We start from the raw sequence: 22,858 nt of genomic DNA, 5'->3' as shown, positions 1-22,858 counted from the left end.
AAACCCCTATGCTGAGCTTAACCACTTTTGAGGATGACACATGTCGCAAGGCATCGACTATGGCAACCTGATGCACACCGCCATGCGCGGGCTTATCAAGACTGTGCTGACGGATGTATCGAAATCCGGTCTGCCCGGAGCGCATCACTTTTTCATTACCTTCGACACACGCGAAGATGGCGTGGACATCGCGGATTGGCTGCGCGACCGGTATCCGGAAGAAATGACAATCGTCATGCAGCACTGGTTTGAAAACCTCGAAGTCGGAGAGAACGGGTTCGCCATTACTCTCAATTTCGGGGACGCGCCGGAACCGCTCTATATTCCTTATGGCGCGATCAAGACCTTTGTCGATCCATCGGTGGAATTTGGACTGCGGTTCGAAAGCCCGGACGACGAAGATGATGACGATTATGTTGCAGATGACTTGATCGAGGTCGAAGAGGAAGAAGAGGCACATCACGACGCCGATGTCGTGTCGCTGGACAGCTTCCGCAAATAAGCCTTTGAGCCCCGCCCGGCGCGGGGTTCAGCGTTTCATCAGAAATGTTTCGACTGATCGGGATTTCTGGCCGTCTATGAAGCGTGAAAATGACAGGTTCAGCCCGTCTTCGGCTAGTGTTCGGTCGAACTGCTGCAATTCATATCCGCCGTCCACGTCGATGAACAACGAAAACACGGTCAGTGTGTCGCCAACGATACGTCCCCATACGAAGGGTTCACCTTTCATCGGGTCCAGCGGAACCTCATGACCGAACACATTGCGTTTCATCGCGGCCGAGAACACATCCGGGCGGTCCGAGGGCACGAAGTCAATCGAGAACTGCTGTTCTTTTACCCGCCCGTCTAGCTTGTAGGTGGTGGTTTGCCAGCTGACGTTGAACCCGTTTTTGGTCTCGAAAATTGAAACGCTCATATCCCTTGGAGTTGAGGTTCCGTCCGCATCCACGACATTTGCCGAGCCCACATAATCCCCCAGGAACGGGGTAATGTCCGCGGCGCGCGCAGATGCGCCCAAAACGGACAGCCACAAAGCACAGACAGCAAATAACACGATAGCTTTTTCAAGCGTAATGCGATGGAAATTCGACATCTTGTCCTCCAAGGCGGCTACTAACCTATTGTAGCTGAGAGGGGGCCGCGCACAATGGCACATTCCCCGACGATAACAATAAAAGTGACGCACCCCGCGCCTATACCTTTGACGCCCTTGGGTTTAAGGTGCGCGCAACTGGCCGATTGCGTCACGGCTTAGCTGCGGCTAAACGGCATACAACAGCATACCAGACGGAGTGACAGATGTCTCAGACCCGCACCGAATCCGACAGCTTTGGCCCGCTCGAGGTTCCTGCCGACAAGTATTGGGGGGCGCAAACGCAGCGTTCGATCATGAACTTTCCGATCGGTTGGGAAAAACAACCCATTGCCATTGTGCGTGCGCTGGGCGTGATCAAGCAAGCCTGCGCGATGGAGAACAAGGCAACCGGCAAGCTGGATGCCAGAATTGCCGATGCCATCATTCAGGCTGCGGGTGAGGTGATCGACGGCCAGTTTGACGACAACTTTCCGCTGGTCGTCTGGCAGACGGGTTCCGGCACCCAGTCGAACATGAACTCGAACGAGGTCATCGCGAACCGCGCCATCGAAATTCTGGGCGGTGTCATCGGTTCAAAAGACCCCGTGCATCCGAACGATCACTGCAACATGGGTCAGTCGTCGAATGACACCTTTCCAACTGCGATGCACATTGCCACGGCGATGAGTGTTCGTGACGTCCTTCTGCCCGGGCTTGAAAAGCTGGCCTCTGGTCTTGAGCAGAAGGCTGATGAGTTCAAGGACATCATCAAGATTGGCCGGACCCATACACAGGATGCAACGCCTCTGACACTGGGGCAGGAATTCAGCGGTTATGCCCACCAGATCCGTCAGGGGATTGCACGCGTTCACGCAGCGCTTCCCGGCATCTATGAGCTGGCGCAGGGCGGCACCGCCGTAGGCACCGGCCTGAACACCCAAAACGGTTGGAGCGAAGCTGTTGCGGGTCATATGGCGCAGATCACCGGCCTGCCCTTCGTGACTGCGCCAAACAAGTTCGAAGCGCTGGCCGCTCATGACGCTATGGTCTTTATGTCCGGGGCTTTGGCGACCATCGCGGGCAGCTGCTATAAGATCGCCAACGACATCCGTTTTCTGGGCTCTGGCCCGCGTTCGGGGCTTGGCGAACTGATCCTGCCCGAGAACGAGCCCGGCTCGTCCATCATGCCCGGCAAGGTGAACCCGACCCAGGCCGAGGCGCTGACACAGGTCGCTGCGCACGTAATGGGCAACAACGCCGCGATGAATTTTGCAGGCAGTCAGGGCCATTTCGAGCTGAACGTCTATAACCCGATGATGTCCTACAACCTGTTGCAATCGATCCAGCTGCTGGGCGACGCCGCCGACAGCTTTACCGAGCGGATGTTGCTGGGCATCAAGGCCAATGAGCCGCGCATCGACAAGCTGATGAAGGAATCGCTGATGCTGGTGACGGCGCTGGCCCCGACCATCGGCTATGACAACGCCACCACGGTCGCCAAGACCGCGCATAAGAACGGCACAACCCTCAAGGAAGAAGCCATTGCGCTGGGGTTTGTGGACGAGGCAACCTTTGATGCCGTTGTACGCCCCGAACAGATGATCGGCCCGAAAGACTAATGGGCAAGCCGGTCAACCTGAACCGGTATCGAAAAGAAAAGGCGCGGGCCGAGAAGAAGGCCCGCGCAGATGAGAATGCCGTCGCCTTTGGGCGCACCAAGTCCGAGAAAGCAATTGTCAGGCTTCAGCAGGACAAGCAGAAGCGTGACCTTGACAATCACGAGCTGGATGAATGAGCGGTCGGCCGATAAAACGTTCATTGACCCTCAAGGGCCACCGGACATCTGTCTCGCTTGAAGATGAATTCTGGCGGGCATTTCGCGACATTGCGAAAGAAAAAGATCAGCCAATCAATGCACTGGCCGCGCAGATTGATGTTGACCGCGACCCGGAAACCGGATTGGCCTCGGCTATTCGCGTGTTTATTCTGAACTGGTACCGAGACAAGGTTTAACACTTGTCAGATCTTGGTCGTTGGGTGTAACGTCCCCGAGGAACAAAAGGGGTACATTCATGAGCAACACAGTATTGGGGCCAGACGGTCAACCTCGGTGTTCCTGGTGCCAGGCCGCGCCGGAATTCTTTGACTATCATGACAACGAATGGGGCTTTCCGGTCTCGGATGATCAGCGGTTACTCGAGAAACTGTGCCTGGAAAGTTTTCAGTCGGGTCTTAGCTGGCGCACGATCCTGAACAAGCGCGAGAATTTCCGAGAAGCGTTTTATGGATTTGATTTCAACAAGATGGCCGAATTCTCTGAAGCCGATGTTGAACGTCTGCTGCAAAATGATGGGATCATTCGCCACCGGGGCAAGATCGAGGCGGTGATCAATAACTCCCGCCGCGCGCAGGAGCTGGTGGCGTCTGAAGGATCGCTGGCTGCTTATGTCTGGCGGTATGAGGCGGAAACGCCGCCGCCCCCGCAATCGGCATCCACATCGCCCGAGTCGGTGGCGATGTCGAAGGACCTCAAGAAACGGGGCTGGAAGTTTGTTGGCCCCACGACGGTGTTTGCGTTCATGCAGGCCATGGGACTGGTCAATGACCATGCCGAGGGCTGTATCAGCAGAAAAAAAGCGGCACAGTTGCGCCGCTCTTTCACGAAACCCGTCTGAGGATCAGACAGAGGCTTTGAAAATCTTGTCAATATTGCCGCCCAAAGCGGCGTTGAATTCGGCGTCTGACTGCTGTTTCGAGAGACCTTCGGTCAGTGCGCGAGAGAAAGACGCGATCATTTTGCCGTTTTGAATCAGCAGGTTACAGGCCTCTTCGGTCGAATACCCGCCTGACAGCGCGACAACGCGCAGAACGCGCGGATGGTCGGCCAGTTCGTCATACAGGTTTGCCTGTGTCGGGATCGTCAGCTTCAGCATGACCTCCTGCCCTTCGACCAGCTGGTCGAGGTTCTTCAGGATTTCAGCTTTCAGAATCTCCTCGGCCTCGGCCTTGGTTTCTGAATGAATGTTGACCTCCGGTTCGACGATTGGAACCATCCCGGCGTCAGTCACTTCACGGGCTACGTCGAATTGCTGGGCGACCACGGCCGCGATGCCTTCGGCATTAGCCTCGTGGATGACCGAACGTTCCTTGGTGCCGAATACGCCTTCTGCCTTTGCCAGCGTGTCGGCCAGACCGGGGATCGGCTTCATCAGCTGAACGCCGTTGGCCTGATCCTCGAGGCCCTTGTCGATTTTCAGAAAAGGCACGATGCCTTTGACCGACCAAAGGTAATCTGCGACCTTGCGGCCCTCGATCTCTTCCCCGAGGGTGCGTTCGAACAGGATCGCACCGATGACTTTGTCCTTGGTGAAGTCATTTGCCAGAATGATCCGCGCGCGCATCTTTTGTATTTCACCGAACATCTCAGCGTCCGAACTGTAGGTCGACGCGTCAACGCCGTACAACGCCAAAGCTTTCGGGGTCGAGCCGCCGCTTTGATCCAATGCCGCGATAAAGCCTGCGCCGTTGATCATCTGCGCGCGCTGTTCTGCTTTGGCCATAGTGTTTTCCCGTTCAATGATGATTCCGATGTCTCCCCCCGCATACATCACAGTCAGGACCGATGGTAGTTTGTTAGCGCTCAATCAGCCGCAACCATATGCCATCCCTGGATCGAACGGTCAGGTGGGCCACCGGAACCGGCGTTTTGCCGCTGATTGTTTCGAATTTGAAATTTCGCACCAGCATCGACAGGATCAGCGGCCCTTCGACCATGGCAAACCCGGCCCCGGTACAAACGCGGGGACCTGCGGAGAAAGGGATATATGCTTCGCGCTGGCATGTCTTGCCGTTTTCACTGTTCCAGCGAGTCGGGTCAAAGCCGTCGGGATTGTCCCATAACCGTTCGTGACGGTGCAGGTGCCAAGGGCTGATGACGATTTGTGACCCGTTGGGAACGTCCCTGTTTCGGAAACGGTGTGGGCCCGTGGCCTCTCGCACCATCATGGGAACCGGTGGGTAAAGGCGCAGTGCCTCGCGAAACACGTCGCGGCTGATCTTGAGTTTGGAAACCGAGGCAAATGTCGGATCGTCTAGAGTGGCAGCTTCGTCAGCAATCCTTTCCTGCCATTCGGGATAAATTGCCAGCAGATAAACTGTCCACGCCAGAGCCGATGCGCTGGTTTCATGGCCTGCCAGAAAGAAGATCGCGACCTGATCGACCATTTCCTCGGGCCCGAAAAACTGACCGGTTTCAGGGTCAGCGGTCGTCATGATCTTGGTTGCCAGATCGTCGGGTGCGGTTCCGGCCTTGATCGCCTCAGCCCGCTCATGGGTCAGGTCAGTGATCAGGTTGCGAATGTCTTCGGCGTTTTTCCGTGTCGTCCGGGAGTGAAACCGAGGCATCCATTTGGGCAGCGGAACGAAAGCTGCAAGGTTCAGCAGAGGTTGTTCGCGCTGGTAGTTGCGGAACTTTTCAAACACCTTGCTGGCTATGGCGTGGTCGATCGGCACCGAAAACAAGGTGCGAAAAATCACATCCGCTGCGGCGTGGCTTGTTTGTTCTTCGACTTCGATCTGTTTGCCGACATGGGGCCGCAACCGCTCAACACATGCGTCTGCCGCGGCCAGCATGGCGGGAAACGTGTCTTTCAGCCGCCCGCCCTCAAATGCCGGGTCAATGATGCGCCGCTGACGTTTCCACGTCTCTCCATTGGTTAGAAACACCGAATTTCCAAGCAAGGGGCGCAGGCCTTCGCTGATCCGGCCCGATTTAGGGAAATCTTCGGGGCGTTTCCTGAGGACGGTGTCAATCAGGTCCGGTTGATTGATCAGGAAAGATCGAAAGAAGGGTGTCCTGAATTCGGCCATCCACGCGCGATAAAGGCGCGCTGGCTGCGCAGACAGCAGATCCTGACGAAACAGTTTCAGATAGCGCAGTAGGGAAACCTTGTCTGCGCGTGGCTGGGGCTTGGGCGGGGTCATGGGCGCACCGACGTGTATTTGGACACTGGCGTCTCAATCCGGCTGCGCGAAGGTGTGCGCCCAAGGAACCGCTGCTTTAGCGTCAAAGGGCCTGCCGTTATCCGAAAATAGTCGTACAGACCCGGCTTATCGAAGGCGCAAAGGTACTGAAAATGCAGCCGGAAAAACCGCCAGCGCAAGGCTTTCCAATGTTCAGGTAACAGGGTTTGGGTAAAGGCCGCCGACAGGACAAGCGGCCAGCGTTTCTCTGGTCCGGCCACCCCTGTAACGGCCACCGGATCACACAGCGCAAATGCACAGCCATCCCCGGGGGCCGAGACATCGACCCACGTGATGTCTGAACTGGAGGACAGGAATTGAAGGTCGGACCGAAGGCCATGCGCATTTGGCAGAAAGGATACCATAGGCATCACCTGCCCCAGGCTTAGGAACGACAACTCTGCCCCCTGTTTCGGCACAGCCCTGTCGCGGATCAGGTCGGCCAGAACAGACACCCCCATATGCGCGCCCGAACTGTGGCCCACGACCAGTACCTCATCCACACCGGATATCAGAGCGGCTTCAATCGCCTTGCGGAATACGGCCAGTCTGTCCTTCAGTTTAAGCGGAGTTTCCCCCTTCAGCTGCGCGGAATAGGCGTAATCATGCATCAGGTAATAGGCAAACAGCCGGTTGTCGATCTTGCGGAACCACAGCATCAGCGCAACCGCAACGGCGATACCCGGAAACAGACCCCACCAGCCAGCCATCGCCACACATGCCCACACGACTGCAAACGCAACCAGCAGCTGAGACACCAACATCGCCACCGGATAGAGCGCCGCAATCACCGGGCCCTTGCGCAACCGCATCAGGCGCCACAAAGCGCCGGTCGAAATGTATATCCACGCCGTGTGGGCCAACTGCGCGTAGGTTGCAGGGATCGACGCGGACATGCTGTCGCGCACGATGTCTGACCAGACCAGAACTTCGATTTCTGTCTCAACAGACGCACCGTCCTGCAATGATGTCACGGACCAGCCGAACAGACCTTTTGCGGACTTGGGGGCCATGGCGATCTCATATCCCGAGATCCGGGCCTGCGCCTGCGACTCGGTTCGGTAAAGCTCGCGATATCGTCGCGGCGGCATCGGGTCATAACCGGGGATGTAGAACACCCGGCGTTTGCGAACCTGTGACTGATTTCTCTGACTGCTCATGCCTTTACCTTCTGCCGCGCAGGTTAACGCAGGCTTTAGGTCAAGGTAAGGGGGGCAGACGCTCAGCCGAAATTCGCAAGCGCCGGGAAGGTTTCAAGCAACCACCAGCTGAAGCGGGTGAACAGGCCTGTGATCAGCATGATGCCCACGAACAGCAGCAGCCCTCCCATGACCTTTTCGATCACGCCCATATAGGGCTTGATCCGGTTCATCACGGTCATAGAGCGGTTGAGAAACATGGCTGCCAGCAGAAACGGAATACCCAATCCGGCTGCATAAACACCCAGCAACAGCGTGCCGCGCGCCACCGAGGCCTCGGTTGCCGCAAGGGACAGGATCGCGCCCAGCTGGGGGCCGATACAGGGCGTCCAGCCGAAAGCAAAGGCCAACCCAAGAATATAAGCACCAAAGACCGAGCCACCGGAATCGCCGGTTTCGATCCGCGCTTCGCGGTCCAGAAAGGGGATGCGGAAGACATTCAGGAAATGCAGACCAAAGACAATGACAACGGCACCGGACAGTTTGGCAAAAAGCACCTGATTTTGCAGCACGAACACTCCAAAGGCAGATGCGGTAAAGCCCAACAGCAGAAAAACCGTCGACAGGCCCAGCACAAAGAACAGCGCTGACATGGTTGCCTTGCGCCGGGCGCGGGTCTCATCCTGCATTTCGTTGATCGTGACGCCGCTCATATATGCCAGATAGGGCGGCACGATGGGCAGCACACAAGGCGACAGAAAGCTGATCAGGCCACCCAGCAGGGCAACAAACATGGCGGGCAGCAGCCCCGCGTCTATGATTTCTATTCCGAACATGTCTAAGCACATAAGTGATGAATGGCGGTCCGTCACGGGGCCAATGAGTCACATCCTCGTGCTTGGAATCTGGACAATATTACAACTACGCCCTATCCCGAAAATCATGTCAGAGATTACAGATACGCTGGATGCGCTGGGCCTTCTTTGCCCCCTGCCCGTCCTCAAGGCCCGCAAACGGCTGAAATCCATGCCGCAAGGTTCTGTGTTGCGTGTACTGGCTGATGACCCGGCAGCCATCATCGATGTCCCGCATTTTTGCGCCGAAGCTGGCCACACATTGCTGTCTCAGGATTTGGATGGCGAACATCAGGTCTATCTGATCCAAAAATCCGACTGACTTTGTGATATAAAAAAGGCGGGCAAATTTGCCCGCCCTTTCATCAGTTGCCCAACGACCACCATCCGCGCCGTTTGGGCCTGTCGGATTCTGGCTCAGGTTCATCTGCCACAGTTTCAAGCACCGGTTCAGGTTCTGCTGCCACGGGTGTTTCTTCCACCGGTGCGTCTTCGACCGGCTCATCGGCAGATTGAACTTCAGGTTCTTCCATCGCAACGACCGCTTCTGCTTGTGCGACTTCGTCAGTCTGCTCGGCTACGTCTTTTGCTTCCGGCGCAGCGTCAGCAGTCTCATCGGCTTCGCTTTGCTCGGCGACAGCCGCCTCGGCAGGTTCGGCTTCTGCGTCTGAGGCCGCCTCTTCAACCGCCGGTGCATCGGCCCCGGCATCGGTGTCCGGTGCTTCCGACTGTTCCGCACCCTCTTCTGCTACCGCATCTTTCTTACGACGACGCGGAGCGCGCTTACGCTTGGGCTTGGCGGGTTTTTCCTCTTCCGTTGCTTCGGCTTCGGTTGTCTCGACAGCGGTTTCCGTTTCAGCGGATTCGCCTACGGCATCCTCCTGCTCTGACCCTTCGCCGTCATCCGCGCCCTGTTCCGCCGCGTCACCGTTGCCCGCGCCTTTCTTGCGACGACGACGGCGGCGCTTGCGCTTGGGTTTGGTATCATCTTCAATCGACGCGATATCCTCTTCGGCTTCCTCCTCTTCCGAAGAATCCACCAGATCCATCAGCGAGGCATCGACCGACACGACAGGAGCTGTCGCTTCGGGAACAATGCGGCTGGCGGTCTTGAATTTCTCCATCGAGAAATCCGGGCTGACCAGATGCACATCGCCTTCGATCCGTACAGACAGGCCATAGCGCGATTCGATCTGGGCAATATGCTCGCGCTTCTGGTTCATCAGGAAGTTCGCGATACTGACCGGGCAGCGCACCAGAACCTCGCGCGAGCGGCGGCGCGTGCCTTCTTCTTCGATCTGACGCAGGATCGACAGCGCCATGTTGTCGTCCGAACGGATCAGGCCGGTGCCATGGCATGCCGGGCATGGCTGCGTGGTCGCCTCGATCATACCCGGGCGCAGCCTCTGACGGCTCATCTCGAGCAGGCCAAAACCCGAAATCCGGCCGACCTGAATGCGGGCACGGTCGGTTTTCAGCTTGTCCTTAAGACGCTTTTCAACCGACGCATTGTTCTTGCGCTCGTCCATGTCGATGAAATCGATGACAATCAGACCGGCAAGGTCACGCAGACGCAACTGACGCGCCACTTCTTCCGCGGCTTCCAGATTGGTTTTCAGCGCCGTTTCCTCGATCGAGCCTTCTTTCGTGGCCCGGCCCGAGTTCACGTCGATTGCCACCAGCGCTTCGGTCACGCCGATCACGATATACCCGCCAGATTTCAGCTGAACGGTCGGGTTGAACATCCCCGCCAGATAGCTTTCCACCTGATAGCGCGCAAACAGCGGCAGCGCGTCCTCGTACCGTTTCACATTCTTGGCATGGGACGGCATGATCATCTTCATGAAGTCCTTGGCGATGCGGTATCCGCCCTCGCCCTCGACCAGAACCTCGTCGATATCGCGGTTATAAAGGTCCCGGATCGACCGTTTGATCAGATCGCCTTCTTCATAGATCTTCGCAGGTGCAATGGATTCCAGGGTCAATGCCCGGATCTGCTCCCACAGGCGTTGCAGGTATTCATAGTCGCGCTTGATTTCCGATTTTGTGCGCTTGGCGCCTGCAGTCCGGATAATCAAACCCGCCCCTGTCGGAACATCAATATCCGCGGCGATCTCTTTCAGCTTTTTGCGGTCAACTGCGTTGGTGATCTTGCGGCTGATCCCACCGCCACGCGCGGTGTTCGGCATCAAAACACAATAGCGACCTGCCAGCGACAGATAGGTCGTCAGGGCTGCCCCCTTGTTGCCGCGTTCTTCCTTGACGACCTGCACCAGCAGCACCTGGCGCACTTTGATCACTTCCTGAATCTTATACCGGCGTGGGCGTGGCTTGCGCTGAGGGCGGATGTCCTCGCTGTCGTCTTCCTCGGCTACGGTTTCAATCGTGTCATCTTTCGCGGCTGCGTCAGCGTGTTCCTCATCCGCATCGCCATCATCTGCGTCCGGGTCATTCTCAGACAATTCAGACGCTTCATCGCCATCGTCAGCGATTGAAGCATCCGCCGCGTCATCAGAATCCCCTGCTGCATCGTCTTGTGAAGACTCGACCGTTTCAGCCTGAGCCTCGTCTTCCGAAGCCGTTTCCTCAGCAGTGTCATCTGACACAGCTTCTGGCGCTTCGTTGTCCGCAGGCTCCTCAACAGGTGTTTCACCGACGATTTCCATAGGCGATGTCCCCTCGGGCACCTCCATGTCGGCATCGTCAAGGTCGATGGTTTCCATACCGGTCGGCTCGGTCGAAACTTCCATCGTTTCGACCAGATCGTCCGATTTAAGATCCGCGGCCTTTGATCGGGCGCGCGAACGCCGCTTTTTCGGCTTGCCCTCGTCGGCCTCATCCCGCGCCTTCATGGCCTCGGCATAGGCGCGATCTTCCTCCATCAGCGCCTCGCGGTCGGCGATGGGGATCTGGTAATAGTCCGGGTGAATTTCCGAAAACGCCAGGAAGCCGTGCCGGTTCCCGCCATAATCCACAAAGGCCGCCTGGAGCGACGGCTCAACCCGTGTTACTTTTGCAAGATAGATGTTGCCAGCAAGCTGGCGCTTGTTTTCGGATTCAAAATCGAACTCCTCGACCTTGTTTCCGTCGACCACCACGACGCGGGTTTCCTCCGCGTGGGTGGCATCGATAAGCATTTTCTTAGCCATGAGTCCTTGGTGCACCGCGCCAAACGCGTTGTCCTGACCCGTCCAGGTGGACAGGCACATTTGGGGAGGTGTCTTGTCAGGGCGATATCGGACGGCGCGCGGCAGGGTCTGGCGCTGTGGCCCCCTGCCCGGTCACTCAATCGTTGCGCGCGCGTCATCGCGGTTCTTCTCCGACAGGCGCGTTAGCCGCAGCCTGCCCATTTATTCCTTTCGCCCAGACGTTCCGGGCTCAGGTACTACATTGCCCCGAAAGGGGCACAATCGGTCTGCTTTGCGGCGAATAATATGTCATCACCTTCAGCAAAGCAGCGAAACTCAATGATTCGGGGCTTATGGACACAAAACTGGCCCGGCCCGTCCGGACACAATAAAAGCAGTCCTGTGGAAAAGACAATGGGCAAACTGCACCGCCCCCAACCGTGGCATGCGGGATCGCCTTCATCTGGCCAAAAATATCCCGGGGGAGTCGCCAAAGGCGACGGGGGCAGAGCCCCCGTCACAAAGTTTACAGATAGTCCGACCGCTGGAGGCCGTATTTGGCCATCTTTTCATTCAGCGTTCGGCGCGGCAGGCACAGTTCATCCATCACAGACGCGATAGATCCTTTGTGCCGCCGCATCGTGTTGTCGATCAGCATCCGTTCAAAGGCTTCGACATATTCCTTCAGCGGCTTGCCTTCGGTGGTCATGACCGGCTGCATTTCCTCGTGATCCGACATCAACAGCGAGGCGATCGTTCCGGACCCACGGCGCGATTGCAGTACCGCGCGTTCGGCAATGTTGATCAACTGGCGCACGTTCCCCGGCCAGGGCGCCTGCAACAGCTGCGCGGCTTCCTGAGCGCTTACCTGAGGCGCATCACAACCGTATTCTTCGGCGAACTGCTCGCTCAGACGGGTAAACAGGGTCAGGATGTCCTCGCCCCTCTGGCGCAGGGGCGGCATGGTGATGCGCAAGGCGGCCAATCGATAGAACAGATCAGGCCGCAAGACATCTTCGGAGGTTTTTCCGGCCTCTTGCAGGTTCGAGATCGCTACGATGCGTGTCTCGGCCGGCGTGCCCTGCTCGTTCATCACGCTGAGCAGCTTGGCTTGCAGGGAATCGCTGAGCGCTTCGACATCTTCCAAAACCAGCGTTCCGCCCCGCGCCTCTTCGATGGCGGGCAATTGGGCGTCTTCAGGCATCATCGGCCCAAACAGACGTTTGGCCAACGCGTCTTCCTCGTGCGCCGCGCAGGACACCAGCACGAATTTCTTGCCGGCACGGCTTCCAACCGCGTGCAGGGCGTGTGCGACAAGCGTCTTTCCGGTCCCTGTCTCTCCGTCGATCAGCACATGGCCATCCGCCTGACCTAGATCGAGGATATCCTCGCGCAGGCGTTCCATAACCGGGCTGGCACCGATCAGTTTGTTCATGATCTGGGTGCCGCCGGACAATTCCCGGCGCAGCGCGCGGTTGTCCAATGTCAGACGCCGCGCATTGCTGGCCCGTTTGGCCAGTTCAGACATGCGGTCGGGGTTGAAGGGTTTTTCAAGGAAATCGAATGCACCGACACGCATCGCCTCAACAGCCATCGGAACATCGCCGTGACCGGTGATCATGATCACGGGCAAGGTGCTGTCAGCGCCCATCAGCTTTTTGAGAAGCTGAATGCCGTCCATTCCGGGCATCTTGATGTCCGAAATCACTATCCCCGGATAATCCGGACCCAACACCTTCAGCGCATCTTCCGCGCTGGCGAAGGTTTCCGTGTCATAGCCGGACAAAGCGAGCCACTGGCTGATTGATTGGCGCATGTCCTGTTCATCGTCAACAATGGCAATTTTCATGGCTTGTGCCATAGTCATTCCTCGTTATTCCGCGGCTTCAAGGCCGTCGCTTCCCAGTGCAGGCAACTGCATTTCAAACACCGCACCGCCATATTGGCCGTTGCGTGCAGTCAGCCGTCCCCCATGGTCGTTCACGATCCCCGACGAGATGGCAAGCCCCAGACCAACACCGTCTCCGGGCTGTTTGGTTGTGTAGAACGGCTCGAACAGGTTTTCGATATCCTCGATTCCGTGCCCGTTGTCGCGTACGGTCAGCACAGCCGTGTCACCAGCTGCCAGGATGATTTCCACATCCGGCTCCGCCACTGATTTGGTGGCGTCCAGCGCGTTTCGCAAGAGGTTGACCATGACCTGTTCGATGCGCATTCGGTCCCCCATCACGATCACGGGTTCCTCTGGTACGATCTGTGTGATCTTCACGTGTCGCTGACGCAATTGCGGCTCCATCATCGACAGGGACGAGGCCAGCGCTTCACCAAGATTTACTGGTGAAAACGCATCCGCACCCTTGCGCGCATAAGACTTGAGCTGCCGGGTAATTGCCCCCATCCGTTCGATCAGACCATCGATGCGGCCAAAGCTGGCAAGGGCCTCTTCCGGGCGGTTGCGGCGCAGCAGCAGACGGGCCCCGGCCAGATAGGTTTTCATTGCCGCCAGAGGCTGGTTCAACTCGTGACTGACCGCTGCCGACATCTCGCCCAGGGCGGCCAGTTTCGAGCTTTGCGCAAGCGTCTGTTCCGCCAAATCCAGCGTCTTTTCAACCCGTTCACGTTCAGCGATTTCCCGCTGTAGCCGTGCATTCAATGCGCGAAGCTCTGCCGACTCGCGCTGGAACAGGGTCATGCGCAACGTGGCACGGCGGCTCAACGCATAGAACGCAAGCGCCAGAAGAATCGCAAACCCCATGATTTCCAGCGCCAGAACGCTGTTCACCTTTTCCCGGATCGAGGCATAGGTCGTGAACGAGGTCATCTGCCAGCCGCGGAAAGGAATGCGCGTCTCGATCCGCATCACCGCTTCGCCCTGAAGATAGGCATCAGGCGGCAGCGCGGTCCAATCGGTTGTTGCCCGGATCGCGCGCTGGATCGCCCCTTGTGGCGGTTGGCGCAGCATCGCCGTGTTCTCATCCAGCCCGCGCCAGCGGGGTTCCGTGGACAAAATGATGTTGCCGGTGCTGTCGGTAACCATCACCGCGTCCGAGATACCTGCCCAAGCGCGTTCGAACTTTTGCAGGTCAACCTCGACGACGATTACGCCCAGGAACTCGGCCCCGTTCTCCAACCGGCGCGAATACACAAAGCTGTACCCGCCTGCGTCCTTGGGAATAACAGAGAAGATCGTCGCGTTCGAGCGGATCGCATCCACAAAATATGGCGTGTTCCGATGTCCTTCGCCCAACCTGTTTCGGTCGGTCGCGGCAACTGTGCGCCCGTCGCTGTCCAGCAAAACCAGTGAGGCCGCGCCGATCTCTTCCACGAATGAAATAAGGCGTTGGGTAGACAGGGTGTAATCGCCTGACTGCAATGCCGAAATCAACGTCGGGTCGCGGGCCAGCAATTGCGGAACAATCGAGTTGCGGCGCAATTCACTCAGCAAGTTGCCCGAATACAGCGTCAGTCGCAGCTCTGCCCGGTTGCGCGTGGATTCGGTGAACCTGTCAGTCAACAGCCGGTTCGTCACCCAGACCGTTGCAATTGTCGCGACCAGCAGAACAAGAACCGCCAGCCGCAACCGCCAGCCCAGCGGCGCACCACGAAACGGTTTCAACATATTTGACCAGCCAGATCGAACTTCTGTGTTCATGGCAAAAGGTTACGCCCCGGCGGGCGAGACCTCAAGTCACGCCGCTTCAAACACACCTGACAATGCGCGGAACAACGCCACCCCGTCTGTGCCGCCATGACCCTGATCGGCTGCGCGTTCGGGGTGCGGCATCATTCCAAGAACGCGGCGGTTTTCCGACAGGATTCCGGCGATATCCCCGATCGAGCCGTTCGGGTTTTCGGCATAGGTAAAAGCGATCCGGTCCTGATCTTTCAGCGCGGCCAGCGTCGCGTCATCCGCAAAATAGTTGCCATCGTGGTGCGCAATCGGAATACCGATCACATCGCCTGCGTTGTAGCCGCTGGTAAACGCGCAGTCGCTGGTCTCAACCCTTAGGCCAACGGTCTTGCAGATGTATTTCAGCCCAGCATTGCGCAGCAATGCGCCCGGCAAAATGCCGGTTTCGGTCAGAACCTGAAAACCGTTGCAAATGCCTACGGCATAACCGCCGCGCTGCGTGTGTTCGACGACGGCCTTGCAAATCGGCGATTGGGCCGCGATTGCGCCGCAACGCAGGTAATCTCCATAAGAGAACCCGCCCGGCACGCCCACGATATCAATACCTTCGGGCAAAGCCGCGTCTTTGTGCCAGACCATATCGACCTGAAAACCGGCCTGCTCAAAGGCGACGGCAAGATCTCGGTCACAGTTGGATCCGGGGAAAACGATTACGGCTGCACGCATGGCGGGCCCTCCTACGAGACAAAATCTGTAACAACCGCAACACCCGGAGGCGTTGGATGGTCAAAAGCGGCAAGCTCGGCGCTTACCTGGTTTAGGGTTATTTTCCGGGTCACCAGCGGGCTCAGGTCGACCCCTTGACCCGCGATCAGCGACAACAGCGACGGATAGCGCCAGCTTGGCATCCCACGGGTGCCAAATACGGAGAGCTGACCAGAATAGAGCACATCCATCGGCAACGACATCTGTGCATGGTCCCCCGTGGGCATTCCGATTTGCACCATGCGCCCCATTTTGCGCAGGGATCGCATGGCGGAAACGGTCGTGGCTTCGACGCCAAGCGCCTCGATCGCAACATCGGCGCCGCCACCGGTGATGTCTTTCACCGCCTGTGGGGCATCACATGTCGCGGCATTGACCACCGCGTCGGCGCCCAGAGTTTTGGCATAGGCCAGCTTGTCCTCGGTGATATCGACAACGATTACACGCGTGCCGAGCGCCTTGCCAAGAAGAAGCGTTGATATTCCGACACCGCCGCCGCCAAATACAGCGATCCACTCGCCACCCTGCACCTGCGCCCGGCCAACAAGCGCCTGCCATGCTGTGGTTACGCGGCACCCCAATGCGGCGGCGATTTCAGGCGCGATACTGTCGGGCAAAGATGTCAGGTTGGCATCGGCATGAGCCACGGCAACATATTCAGCAAAAGCCCCGTCACAGGTAAAGCCGGGCACGACCTGGTTCGGACAGATTGTCTGATGACCCTTTGCGCAGTCCGGGCAATGCCCACAGGCAAGGATAAAGGGCGCAATCACCCGGTCCCCAACACGCCACCGTTTAACGCGCGCACCGACCGAGACCACCTCGCCGCAAAACTCGTGACCGGGTGTCATGGGCAGGACAACGTCCGGGTCTGAGCCCGACCACGCGTGCCAGTCGGACCGGCACACACCGCAGGCCAGCACTCGCACCACAACACCGTCTTCGGCGGGAACCGGATCGGGGATCGTCGACACCTCAAGCGGTTGACGATAGGTGATCAGACGCGCGGCCCGCATCAATCAGACCAGTTCGATCTCGTAGCGTTCGATGACGGTGTTGGCCAAAAGCTTTTCGCACATCTCGGTCACGTCTGCCTCGGTTGCGCCATCGGCAAGCTCAAGATCGATGACTTTGCCCTGACGTACGCCTTCGACCTGATCAAAGCCCATTGCACCCAATGCGTGCCGTACTGCTTCGCCCTGCGGGTCCAGCACCCCGTTCTTGAGCATCACATGAACCCGTGCTTTCATTTTGGCAACTCCACCTGAGGGCCGCATACAAGGCCCATTTCGTTGCGCGGGGGATAGCGCGCCTGATGGGTTTCGACAACCCTGTTTCAAACGCAGTTTGCCGCAGGTAGGTGACGATCCTGCGCCGTCAGTTGGACCCGAGTAGTTTTGCCGGCACGGCAGCTGGAAGCTTCGGAATGGTCATCTGATCAAACGGCCCGGCCACACGCAAACACCCTGCTCTACCAACAACTTGGCAAAGACAAAACGCCGCCCTGAGGGGGCGGCGCTGCTAAGGCGTGGTATTTAGTTGATCAGCGTCGGCTTGGTGACGTTGCTGGCAGGCAGCACACCCAGTCTTCGGGCGACCTCGGAATAGGCATCTGTCAGGCTGCCCAGATCGCGGCGGAATACATCCTTGTCCAGTTTCTGACCGGTCTTGATATCCCACAGGCGGCAGCTGTCCGGGCTGATTTCATCCGCAACGACCAGCCGCTGATAGTCGCCTTCAAACACGCGCCCGATTTCGATCTTGAAGTCAACCAGACGAATACCCACCGCCAGCATCACGCCGCTCAGGAAATCGTTCACGCGCAGTGCAAGGCTGAGGATGTCGTCCATGTCCTGCTGGCTGGCCCAGCCAAACGCGGCGATGTGTTCCTCGGTGACAAGAGGATCGCCCAAAGCATCATCCTTGAAGCAATATTCAACGATCGGACGTGGCAATTGCGTCCCTTCTGCGATGCCAAGACGTTTCGACATCGAACCGGCCGCGTAATTGCGCACGATCACTTCCAGTGGAATGATCTCGCAATTGCGCACCAGCTGTTCGCGCATATTCAGGCGCCGGATGAAGTGGTTCGGAATGCCAATCTGGGTCAGCCCGGTCATGAAGAACTCGGACAAACGGTTGTTCAGCACGCCTTTGCCGTCAATCACGTCTTTCTTCTCGGCATTGAACGCGGTGGCGTCATCCTTGAAATACTGTACGATGGTGCCCGGCTCTGGGCCTTCATACAGAATTTTGGCCTTGCCTTCGTAGATTTTCTTGCGACGCGCCATAAGCGACCTTTCCAGACTGGCGAAAGGGAATGAGTCCCTTCACGTTGGCGTCCTCATAGTGCAAGCCCTGCGTTCCCGCAAGTTCGCTGCCCCGAGGGCCTTTGACGCAGCGCAAATACCTTGCACCCAGAGTGTCCTATTGTCATATCATCAGTGAGAAACGGTAATCCAAGGGGTCCCCAACCAATGACCACATTCGACGAACGTGAAGCCGCGTTTGAAAGCAAATTCGCCCATGACGAAAAGATGCAGTTCATCGCTCGGATGCGCCGCAACCGCTTTATGGCTGTCTGGGCGTCTGCGCTGAAGGGCGAAACTGTTGAACAGGCACGGAAATACGGCCAGGAACTGGTTCATACCGACCTACAGCATGTCGGCGAAGACGATGTTGTCGAGGCGGTCAAAACCTACTTGGGTGATCTTGCGGATGAAGCCACGATCCGTTCGAAAATGGCCGAGCTTCTGGTTGAAGCCAAAGAACAGGTGATGGTGGAAGGCGAGCACTGATTGCCTGAAATGCAAAATTCATGATCTTCATGAGTTTTATGAAATTGATTTGACGCCCTGGTCATGAGACACGGGGCGTCTCTGTTTTTTTGCAGCGTTTATACGCTTTTTCTGGAATAACCCTATGACAAACGCGCTGAGCAAACTTCTGGACACCAAAGACGCCATCCTTGCGGACGGTGCAACGGGGACCAATTTATTTAACATGGGTCTGCAATCAGGTGACGCGCCTGAGCTGTGGAATGTGGATGCTCCGGACAAGATCAGGGCGCTTTACCAGGGTTCCGTCGACGCGGGCAGCGACCTGTTTCTGACCAACACGTTTGGAGGCACTGCGGCGCGTCTGAAACTGCATGATGCGCAGAACCGCGTGGGCGAGCTAAACCGTATCGGCGCAGAACTTGGACGTGAAATCGCGGACAAAGCCGGGCGCCCTATTGTCGTGGCCGGATCGGTTGGACCCACCGGCGAGATTATGGAACCGGTCGGCAGCCTATCGCATTCCGACGCGGTTGAAATGTTCCATGAACAGGCCGAGGCTTTGAAAGCGGGCGGAGTTGACGTTCTTTGGGTGGAAACCATCAGCGCGCCAGAGGAATTCCGCGCGGCAGCCGAGGCCTTTGCGCTGGCCGACATGCCCTGGTGCGGCACGATGAGCTTTGACACGGCCGGGCGCACGATGATGGGTGTCACCTCGGCCGATCTTGCGCTTTTGGTTGAAACCTTGCCAAACCCACCGATCGCTTTTGGGGCCAATTGTGGCACCGGTGCGTCGGATATCCTGCGCACGGTTCTGGGTTTTGCAGCGCAAGGCACCGAGCGTCCGCTGATCTCAAAGGGCAATGCGGGCATTCCGAAATACGTGGATGGCCATATCCATTATGACGGGACACCCGAACTGATGGGTCGGTATGCTGCCATGGCACGGGATTCGGGCGCAACAATCATCGGCGGGTGCTGCGGGACCATGCCCGATCATCTGCGCAAAATGCGCGAAGCGCTGGATACCACTTCGCGCGGCGAGCGCCCGACACTGGATCAGATCACCGAGGCACTGGGGCCGTTTTCGTCGGCTTCGGACGGAACCGAGGACGACGCAGGCCCCGAACGCCGCACGCGTCGCCGTCGCCGCGCCTAACGCTTATCAACGCCCTTCGAATTTCGGAGGGCGTTTTTCCATGAACGCCACCACACCTTCTGCAAAATCCCGCGACCGGCCACATTCACCTTGAAGATGCGCCTCGGTTGCAAGCTGCTGCTGCAATGTGTTTTCGTAGGTCCCGCGGATGGCACGCTTGATCGCGCCATAGGCGGCGGTTGGACCTTTGGCCAGATATTCTGCCCTTTTGTGCCAATGTGCGGCAAACGCATCATCGGGGACAGCTTCCCAGATCATGCCCCATTCTTCGGCCTGCCGGGCGCTGATCTTGTTAGCAAACAAGGCGGCCCCCATTGCTTTGGCCAAGCCCATCTGACGCGGCATGAACCAAGTGCCCCCGGCATCGGGCAGCAAGCCGATACGTGCAAAAGCCTGCAGGAAATACGCACTCTCCGTTGCAATAACCACGTCCGCACACAGCGCAAGGTTGGCCCCTGCCCCCGCAGCAGGTCCGTTTACAGCCGCGATCGTCGGAACAGGACAGCTGTGGATGGCTTCCAGCATCGGCTCGTACTCGTCGCGCAATGATCGTTCCAGATCGATCTTGCCGGTCGATGATGCATCTCCCAGATCCTGCCCGGAACAAAACGCCGGCCCCGCGCCGGTGATAACGATACAGCGCGCTTTAACCGCGGCATCTTTCATCGCGTGGGTAATCTCTGCCCGCATCCGAGTGGTCAGCGCGTTCATCTTGTCCGGTCTGTTCAGGGTCAGAACCGCCAGACCATCCGATATGTCCAATAGAACCGTTTCGTAATTCATGAAAACTTTTCCCTCGCGCCACGTGTTTCAGCACACTTACTTGTCCGGGCAGGATGGGAAAAGCAGAACCAAACGTCAGTCTTCAAGAATTTGGCGAAGGCGTTCCTGTTCTTCCGCACTTAGAGCTTCGGTTTCACCCGAAACCTGCGCCCTTGCGCGTGTGCGAAGAAAGTTCAGCCCGACTGCGGCAGCGATCAGCAGCATGATCGGCCCGGCAAGCCACAACAGCAGGTTCGAACCACTGGTGGTGGGCTTGAGCAGGACATATTCGCCGTAGCGGTCAACGATAAACGAGATGGCCTCTTCGTCGCTGTCACCCGCAACCAAACGTTCGCGCAAAAGCAGACGCAGATCGCGCGCCAGATCGGCGTTGCTTTCGTCAATGCTTTCATTGCGACACACCAGGCACCGCAATCCAACACTCAGGTCGCGCGCCCGCTGCTCCAGAACCGGGTCGTCCAGAACTTCATCAGGTTGTACCGCAAACACGGGTGCTGCAAGCAGCAGCAGGATCAGAACAAGGCGCTTCATTCTGCGGGTACTCCGCCAGCGGGGGATTTACGCGCGCCTGCGGCGACGCGGAAGCGCCTGTCGCTCAGGCTGAGGACACCGCCGAGCGCCATCAGGATACATCCACCCCAGATCCAGTTCGCCAGCGGTTTGATATAGGTTCTCATGACCCAGCCACCGTCTGCCTGCTGATCCCCGATGACGACGTAAAGGTCACCAAGAAAACGATAGTCAATCGCGGCCTCGGTCGTCGGCATGCGTGCGACGGGATAATCCCGTTTCTCGGGATGCAGCGTTCCGATGGCGCGACCGCCCTTTTCCACCAAAACATCAGCCGTGGTTGAAAAATAGTTCGGCCCCTGTACCCGTCGCACGTCCTGCAACGTCAGTGTAAACTGACCTACTTCGAACGGCTGGTTCAGCTGCGCCACACGGATATCTTCTGCCTCCCACGCGGTCAGACCGGCAATCGCAAAGATCGTCACGCCAAGGCCGGTATGGGCAACTGCCTTACCCCAATCGGCGCCCGGAAGTCGGATCAGACGTTTGAAGCTGCCATTGCGGCCTGTCCGGCTCCACAAATCAATGGCGGCACCGAAAGTGATCCATGCCCCCAGAAACAGGCCTACGGGCCCTAGCGCGCTGCGACCGGTCTGCATTGCCCAAACCAACAACGCAATCGCCAGCGCCAGACCAAAGGCATAGCGCAGGGACCAGGCCGTTTTGCCCAACCGACCGCGTTTCCACGGCAGCATGGCCCCGATCGGCAGGATCAGACCCAGCAAAACCATGAACGGTGAAAAGGCCGCGTTGAAAAACGGCGCCCCGACCGAGAGTTTGCGGTCGAACATCATCTCGGCCACCATCGGCCACATCGTCCCGACAAAGACAACGAAACAACTGACCGCAAGAAGGACATTGTTCACGATCAGCGCGCTTTCGCGGCTGACCATGCCAAAAACGCCCTTGGCCTCCATCGCCTGCGCCCGCGCGGCAAACAAGGTAAGCGCGCCACCGATGAAGAAGACCAGAATGATCAGGATGAACACACCGCGTTCAGGATCATTGGCAAAAGCATGTACCGAGGTCAGCAGACCTGAACGCACGATAAACGTGCCGATCAGGGAAAATCCAAACGCAATAATTGCCAGCAGAATGGTCCAGCTTTTCAATGCTTCGCGCTTTTCCACGACAATTGCCGAGTGCAACAGCGCCGCCGCTAGCAGCCAGGGCATGAAGGATGCGTTTTCCACCGGGTCCCAGAACCAGAAACCGCCCCAGCCCAGTTCGTAATAAGCCCACCAGGATCCCAACGCGATTCCGATAGTCAGGAAAACCCATGCCGCCAGCGTCCAGGGGCGCACCCACCGGCCCCATGCTGCATCGATACGCCCTTCGATCAGGGCAGCAATCGCAAAGCTGAATGCCATGCTCAGCCCGACATAGCCGAGGTACAAAAACGGCGGGTGGAAGGCCAGCCCAGGATCTTGCAGCAGTGGGTTCAGGTCACGCCCGTCAAACGGAGCGATGGCAAGCCTGTCAAACGGGTTCGACGTGAACAGGATGAAACCGAAAAACGCCACGGCAATGGCCGACTGAACGGCCAGAACACGGGCCTTGAGTGTCGGTGGCAAGCCGCCACCAAAGAAAGCCGCCATCGCTCCAAACAGGGTGACGATCAGCACCCACAGCAGCATGGATCCTTCGTGGTTGCCCCATGTTCCGCTGATCTTGTACAGCATCGGCTTTGCCGTGTGGCTGTTCTCGACCACAATCCTGAGGGAAAAGTCAGACGTTACAAACGCCCAGATCAAAGCACCAAATGCAAACGCCGTCAGCAGGAACTGGACGATCGCGGCGGGCTCTGCAAAGGCCATCCAGCCGGTCCAGCGTTTTGAGGCGCCGATAAGTGGAACAACGCTTTGCACTATGGCGACAAAGAACGCGAGGATCAGGGTGAAGTGGCCAAGTTCTGTAATCATGCCCCGGAATATACGCCGGTGCGGAACCGGGGG

At 57.9% G+C, this 22,858-nt stretch carries 23 protein-coding genes; 8 read left to right on the top strand and 15 right to left on the bottom strand.

Going from position 1 to position 22,858, the window contains the following annotated elements:
- Positions 1-40: 40 nt before the first annotated feature.
- Positions 41-502 (top strand): SspB family protein, encoded by a 462-nt coding sequence (locus AC2FNC_RS01845; protein WP_480472635.1) that lies wholly within the window; start codon positions 41-43, stop codon positions 500-502.
- 27 nt (positions 503-529) lie between these two features.
- Here AC2FNC_RS01845 and AC2FNC_RS01840 read toward each other — a convergent pair whose 3' ends face one another.
- Positions 530-1,093 (bottom strand): hypothetical protein, encoded by a 564-nt coding sequence (locus AC2FNC_RS01840; RefSeq protein ID WP_480472633.1) that lies wholly within the window; start codon positions 1,091-1,093, stop codon positions 530-532.
- Positions 1,094-1,299: 206 nt separating this feature from the next.
- Between AC2FNC_RS01840 and fumC the strand changes: the two genes are divergently transcribed.
- From fumC to AC2FNC_RS01820, 4 genes are read left to right on the top strand one after another with little or no spacing between them, the layout of a single operon-like run.
- Positions 1,300-2,694: a class II fumarate hydratase gene (fumC, locus tag AC2FNC_RS01835; RefSeq protein WP_480472631.1), complete on the top strand. Its 1,395-nt coding sequence runs from the start codon at positions 1,300-1,302 to the stop codon at positions 2,692-2,694.
- Entirely contained in the window at positions 2,694-2,870 is a 177-nt protein-coding gene (locus AC2FNC_RS01830; protein ID WP_480516943.1) for a DUF4169 family protein, read from the top strand. Before fumC ends, AC2FNC_RS01830 begins: the two co-directional genes overlap by 1 nt.
- Complete coding sequence (locus tag AC2FNC_RS01825) at positions 2,867-3,088, top strand: ribbon-helix-helix domain-containing protein (protein WP_267364385.1); 222 nt, start codon at positions 2,867-2,869, stop codon at positions 3,086-3,088. Before AC2FNC_RS01830 ends, AC2FNC_RS01825 begins: the two co-directional genes overlap by 4 nt.
- A 59-nt stretch (positions 3,089-3,147) precedes the next feature.
- On the top strand, positions 3,148-3,750 hold the full coding sequence (locus tag AC2FNC_RS01820; protein WP_496714496.1) for a DNA-3-methyladenine glycosylase I: 603 nt from the start codon (positions 3,148-3,150) through the stop codon (positions 3,748-3,750).
- Positions 3,751-3,753: 3 nt separating this feature from the next.
- Here the strand turns inward: AC2FNC_RS01820 and AC2FNC_RS01815 are convergent, their stop codons facing one another.
- The 4 genes from AC2FNC_RS01815 to AC2FNC_RS01800 all read right to left on the bottom strand — a co-directional run bounded on the left by AC2FNC_RS01815 (position 3,754) and on the right by AC2FNC_RS01800 (position 8,072).
- Complete coding sequence (locus AC2FNC_RS01815) at positions 3,754-4,635, bottom strand: fructose bisphosphate aldolase (protein WP_496714495.1); 882 nt, start codon at positions 4,633-4,635, stop codon at positions 3,754-3,756.
- Between the two features lie 73 nt (positions 4,636-4,708).
- The gene (locus AC2FNC_RS01810; RefSeq protein WP_496714494.1) at positions 4,709-6,058 is read right to left on the bottom strand and encodes a cytochrome P450; all 1,350 of its coding nucleotides are present in this window, start codon (positions 6,056-6,058) and stop codon (positions 4,709-4,711) included.
- Positions 6,055-7,257 (bottom strand): hypothetical protein, encoded by a 1,203-nt coding sequence (locus AC2FNC_RS01805; protein WP_496714493.1) that lies wholly within the window; start codon positions 7,255-7,257, stop codon positions 6,055-6,057. The genes AC2FNC_RS01810 and AC2FNC_RS01805 overlap by 4 nt, the downstream gene beginning before the upstream one ends.
- Positions 7,258-7,319: 62 nt before the next feature.
- The gene (locus AC2FNC_RS01800) at positions 7,320-8,072 is read right to left on the bottom strand and encodes a cytochrome c biogenesis CcdA family protein (protein WP_480472619.1); all 753 of its coding nucleotides are present in this window, start codon (positions 8,070-8,072) and stop codon (positions 7,320-7,322) included.
- A gap of 106 nt (positions 8,073-8,178) precedes the next feature.
- Between AC2FNC_RS01800 and AC2FNC_RS01795 the strand changes: the two genes are divergently transcribed.
- Complete coding sequence (locus tag AC2FNC_RS01795; protein ID WP_480481072.1) at positions 8,179-8,412, top strand: sulfurtransferase TusA family protein; 234 nt, start codon at positions 8,179-8,181, stop codon at positions 8,410-8,412.
- Positions 8,413-8,455: 43 nt separating this feature from the next.
- Here AC2FNC_RS01795 and AC2FNC_RS01790 read toward each other — a convergent pair whose 3' ends face one another.
- From AC2FNC_RS01790 to purC, 7 genes are all read right to left on the bottom strand, one after another.
- Complete coding sequence (locus tag AC2FNC_RS01790; protein WP_496714492.1) at positions 8,456-11,239, bottom strand: Rne/Rng family ribonuclease; 2,784 nt, start codon at positions 11,237-11,239, stop codon at positions 8,456-8,458.
- A 505-nt stretch (positions 11,240-11,744) separates the two neighbouring features.
- The gene (locus tag AC2FNC_RS01785; protein ID WP_480553879.1) at positions 11,745-13,079 is read right to left on the bottom strand and encodes a sigma-54-dependent transcriptional regulator; all 1,335 of its coding nucleotides are present in this window, start codon (positions 13,077-13,079) and stop codon (positions 11,745-11,747) included.
- 12 nt (positions 13,080-13,091) lie between these two features.
- Positions 13,092-14,837, bottom strand: a complete 1,746-nt coding sequence (locus AC2FNC_RS01780; protein ID WP_480481076.1) for a sensor histidine kinase — start codon at positions 14,835-14,837, stop codon at positions 13,092-13,094.
- Positions 14,838-14,906: 69 nt separating this feature from the next.
- Positions 14,907-15,575 (bottom strand): phosphoribosylformylglycinamidine synthase subunit PurQ, encoded by a 669-nt coding sequence (gene purQ / locus AC2FNC_RS01775; RefSeq protein WP_480493251.1) that lies wholly within the window; start codon positions 15,573-15,575, stop codon positions 14,907-14,909.
- A gap of 11 nt (positions 15,576-15,586) precedes the next feature.
- Positions 15,587-16,630 (bottom strand): zinc-dependent alcohol dehydrogenase family protein, encoded by a 1,044-nt coding sequence (locus AC2FNC_RS01770; RefSeq protein ID WP_480516929.1) that lies wholly within the window; start codon positions 16,628-16,630, stop codon positions 15,587-15,589.
- 3 nt (positions 16,631-16,633) lie between these two features.
- The gene (purS, locus tag AC2FNC_RS01765; protein WP_117872765.1) at positions 16,634-16,864 is read right to left on the bottom strand and encodes a phosphoribosylformylglycinamidine synthase subunit PurS; all 231 of its coding nucleotides are present in this window, start codon (positions 16,862-16,864) and stop codon (positions 16,634-16,636) included.
- Between the two features lie 285 nt (positions 16,865-17,149).
- The gene (gene purC / locus AC2FNC_RS01760) at positions 17,150-17,905 is read right to left on the bottom strand and encodes a phosphoribosylaminoimidazolesuccinocarboxamide synthase (RefSeq protein ID WP_209504015.1); all 756 of its coding nucleotides are present in this window, start codon (positions 17,903-17,905) and stop codon (positions 17,150-17,152) included.
- 186 nt (positions 17,906-18,091) lie between these two features.
- On the opposite strand from purC, the gene AC2FNC_RS01755 reads away from it, so the two are divergent.
- Entirely contained in the window at positions 18,092-18,412 is a 321-nt protein-coding gene (locus AC2FNC_RS01755; RefSeq protein ID WP_496714490.1) for a DUF1476 domain-containing protein, read from the top strand.
- Positions 18,413-18,536: 124 nt separating this feature from the next.
- Positions 18,537-19,550 carry a betaine--homocysteine S-methyltransferase gene (gene bmt, locus AC2FNC_RS01750; protein WP_480472607.1) on the top strand — a complete coding sequence of 338 codons (1,014 nt, stop codon included), beginning with the start codon at positions 18,537-18,539 and terminating at the stop codon, positions 19,548-19,550.
- A 6-nt stretch (positions 19,551-19,556) separates the two neighbouring features.
- Here the strand turns inward: bmt and AC2FNC_RS01745 are convergent, their stop codons facing one another.
- From AC2FNC_RS01745 to AC2FNC_RS01735, 3 genes are all read right to left on the bottom strand, one after another.
- Positions 19,557-20,333 (bottom strand): enoyl-CoA hydratase-related protein, encoded by a 777-nt coding sequence (locus AC2FNC_RS01745; protein ID WP_496714488.1) that lies wholly within the window; start codon positions 20,331-20,333, stop codon positions 19,557-19,559.
- 75 nt (positions 20,334-20,408) lie between these two features.
- Positions 20,409-20,864 (bottom strand): cytochrome c-type biogenesis protein, encoded by a 456-nt coding sequence (locus AC2FNC_RS01740; RefSeq protein WP_480472603.1) that lies wholly within the window; start codon positions 20,862-20,864, stop codon positions 20,409-20,411.
- The gene (locus tag AC2FNC_RS01735; protein ID WP_480472601.1) at positions 20,861-22,825 is read right to left on the bottom strand and encodes a heme lyase CcmF/NrfE family subunit; all 1,965 of its coding nucleotides are present in this window, start codon (positions 22,823-22,825) and stop codon (positions 20,861-20,863) included. The genes AC2FNC_RS01740 and AC2FNC_RS01735 overlap by 4 nt, the downstream gene beginning before the upstream one ends.
- Positions 22,826-22,858 lie beyond the last annotated feature (33 nt).

Source organism: Ruegeria sp. BHSA123, from assembly GCF_059613425.1.
Note: the sequence above shows the minus strand (reverse complement) of the source record. Positions and strands in the feature narration are given on the sequence as shown.

Coding starts and splice junctions, on each gene's coding strand:
- AC2FNC_RS01840 (WP_480472633.1), bottom strand. CDS start 1,093: ATGTCGAATTTCCATCGCATTACGCTTGAAAAAGCTATCGTGTTATTT.
- AC2FNC_RS01790 (WP_496714492.1), bottom strand. CDS start 11,239: ATGGCTAAGAAAATGCTTATCGATGCCACCCACGCGGAGGAAACCCGC.
- purC (WP_209504015.1), bottom strand. CDS start 17,905: ATGGCGCGTCGCAAGAAAATCTACGAAGGCAAGGCCAAAATTCTGTAT.
- AC2FNC_RS01800 (WP_480472619.1), bottom strand. CDS start 8,072: ATGTTCGGAATAGAAATCATAGACGCGGGGCTGCTGCCCGCCATGTTT.
- AC2FNC_RS01755 (WP_496714490.1), top strand. CDS start 18,092: ATGACCACATTCGACGAACGTGAAGCCGCGTTTGAAAGCAAATTCGCC.
- AC2FNC_RS01810 (WP_496714494.1), bottom strand. CDS start 6,058: ATGACCCCGCCCAAGCCCCAGCCACGCGCAGACAAGGTTTCCCTACTG.
- AC2FNC_RS01795 (WP_480481072.1), top strand. CDS start 8,179: ATGTCAGAGATTACAGATACGCTGGATGCGCTGGGCCTTCTTTGCCCC.
- AC2FNC_RS01805 (WP_496714493.1), bottom strand. CDS start 7,257: ATGAGCAGTCAGAGAAATCAGTCACAGGTTCGCAAACGCCGGGTGTTC.
- fumC (WP_480472631.1), top strand. CDS start 1,300: ATGTCTCAGACCCGCACCGAATCCGACAGCTTTGGCCCGCTCGAGGTT.
- bmt (WP_480472607.1), top strand. CDS start 18,537: ATGACAAACGCGCTGAGCAAACTTCTGGACACCAAAGACGCCATCCTT.
- AC2FNC_RS01735 (WP_480472601.1), bottom strand. CDS start 22,825: ATGATTACAGAACTTGGCCACTTCACCCTGATCCTCGCGTTCTTTGTC.
- AC2FNC_RS01770 (WP_480516929.1), bottom strand. CDS start 16,630: ATGCGGGCCGCGCGTCTGATCACCTATCGTCAACCGCTTGAGGTGTCG.
- AC2FNC_RS01745 (WP_496714488.1), bottom strand. CDS start 20,333: ATGAATTACGAAACGGTTCTATTGGACATATCGGATGGTCTGGCGGTT.
- AC2FNC_RS01845 (WP_480472635.1), top strand. CDS start 41: ATGTCGCAAGGCATCGACTATGGCAACCTGATGCACACCGCCATGCGC.
- AC2FNC_RS01780 (WP_480481076.1), bottom strand. CDS start 14,837: ATGTTGAAACCGTTTCGTGGTGCGCCGCTGGGCTGGCGGTTGCGGCTG.
- purQ (WP_480493251.1), bottom strand. CDS start 15,575: ATGCGTGCAGCCGTAATCGTTTTCCCCGGATCCAACTGTGACCGAGAT.
- AC2FNC_RS01825 (WP_267364385.1), top strand. CDS start 2,867: ATGAGCGGTCGGCCGATAAAACGTTCATTGACCCTCAAGGGCCACCGG.
- AC2FNC_RS01815 (WP_496714495.1), bottom strand. CDS start 4,635: ATGGCCAAAGCAGAACAGCGCGCGCAGATGATCAACGGCGCAGGCTTT.
- purS (WP_117872765.1), bottom strand. CDS start 16,864: ATGAAAGCACGGGTTCATGTGATGCTCAAGAACGGGGTGCTGGACCCG.
- AC2FNC_RS01740 (WP_480472603.1), bottom strand. CDS start 20,864: ATGAAGCGCCTTGTTCTGATCCTGCTGCTGCTTGCAGCACCCGTGTTT.
- AC2FNC_RS01785 (WP_480553879.1), bottom strand. CDS start 13,079: ATGGCACAAGCCATGAAAATTGCCATTGTTGACGATGAACAGGACATG.
- AC2FNC_RS01820 (WP_496714496.1), top strand. CDS start 3,148: ATGAGCAACACAGTATTGGGGCCAGACGGTCAACCTCGGTGTTCCTGG.
- AC2FNC_RS01830 (WP_480516943.1), top strand. CDS start 2,694: ATGGGCAAGCCGGTCAACCTGAACCGGTATCGAAAAGAAAAGGCGCGG.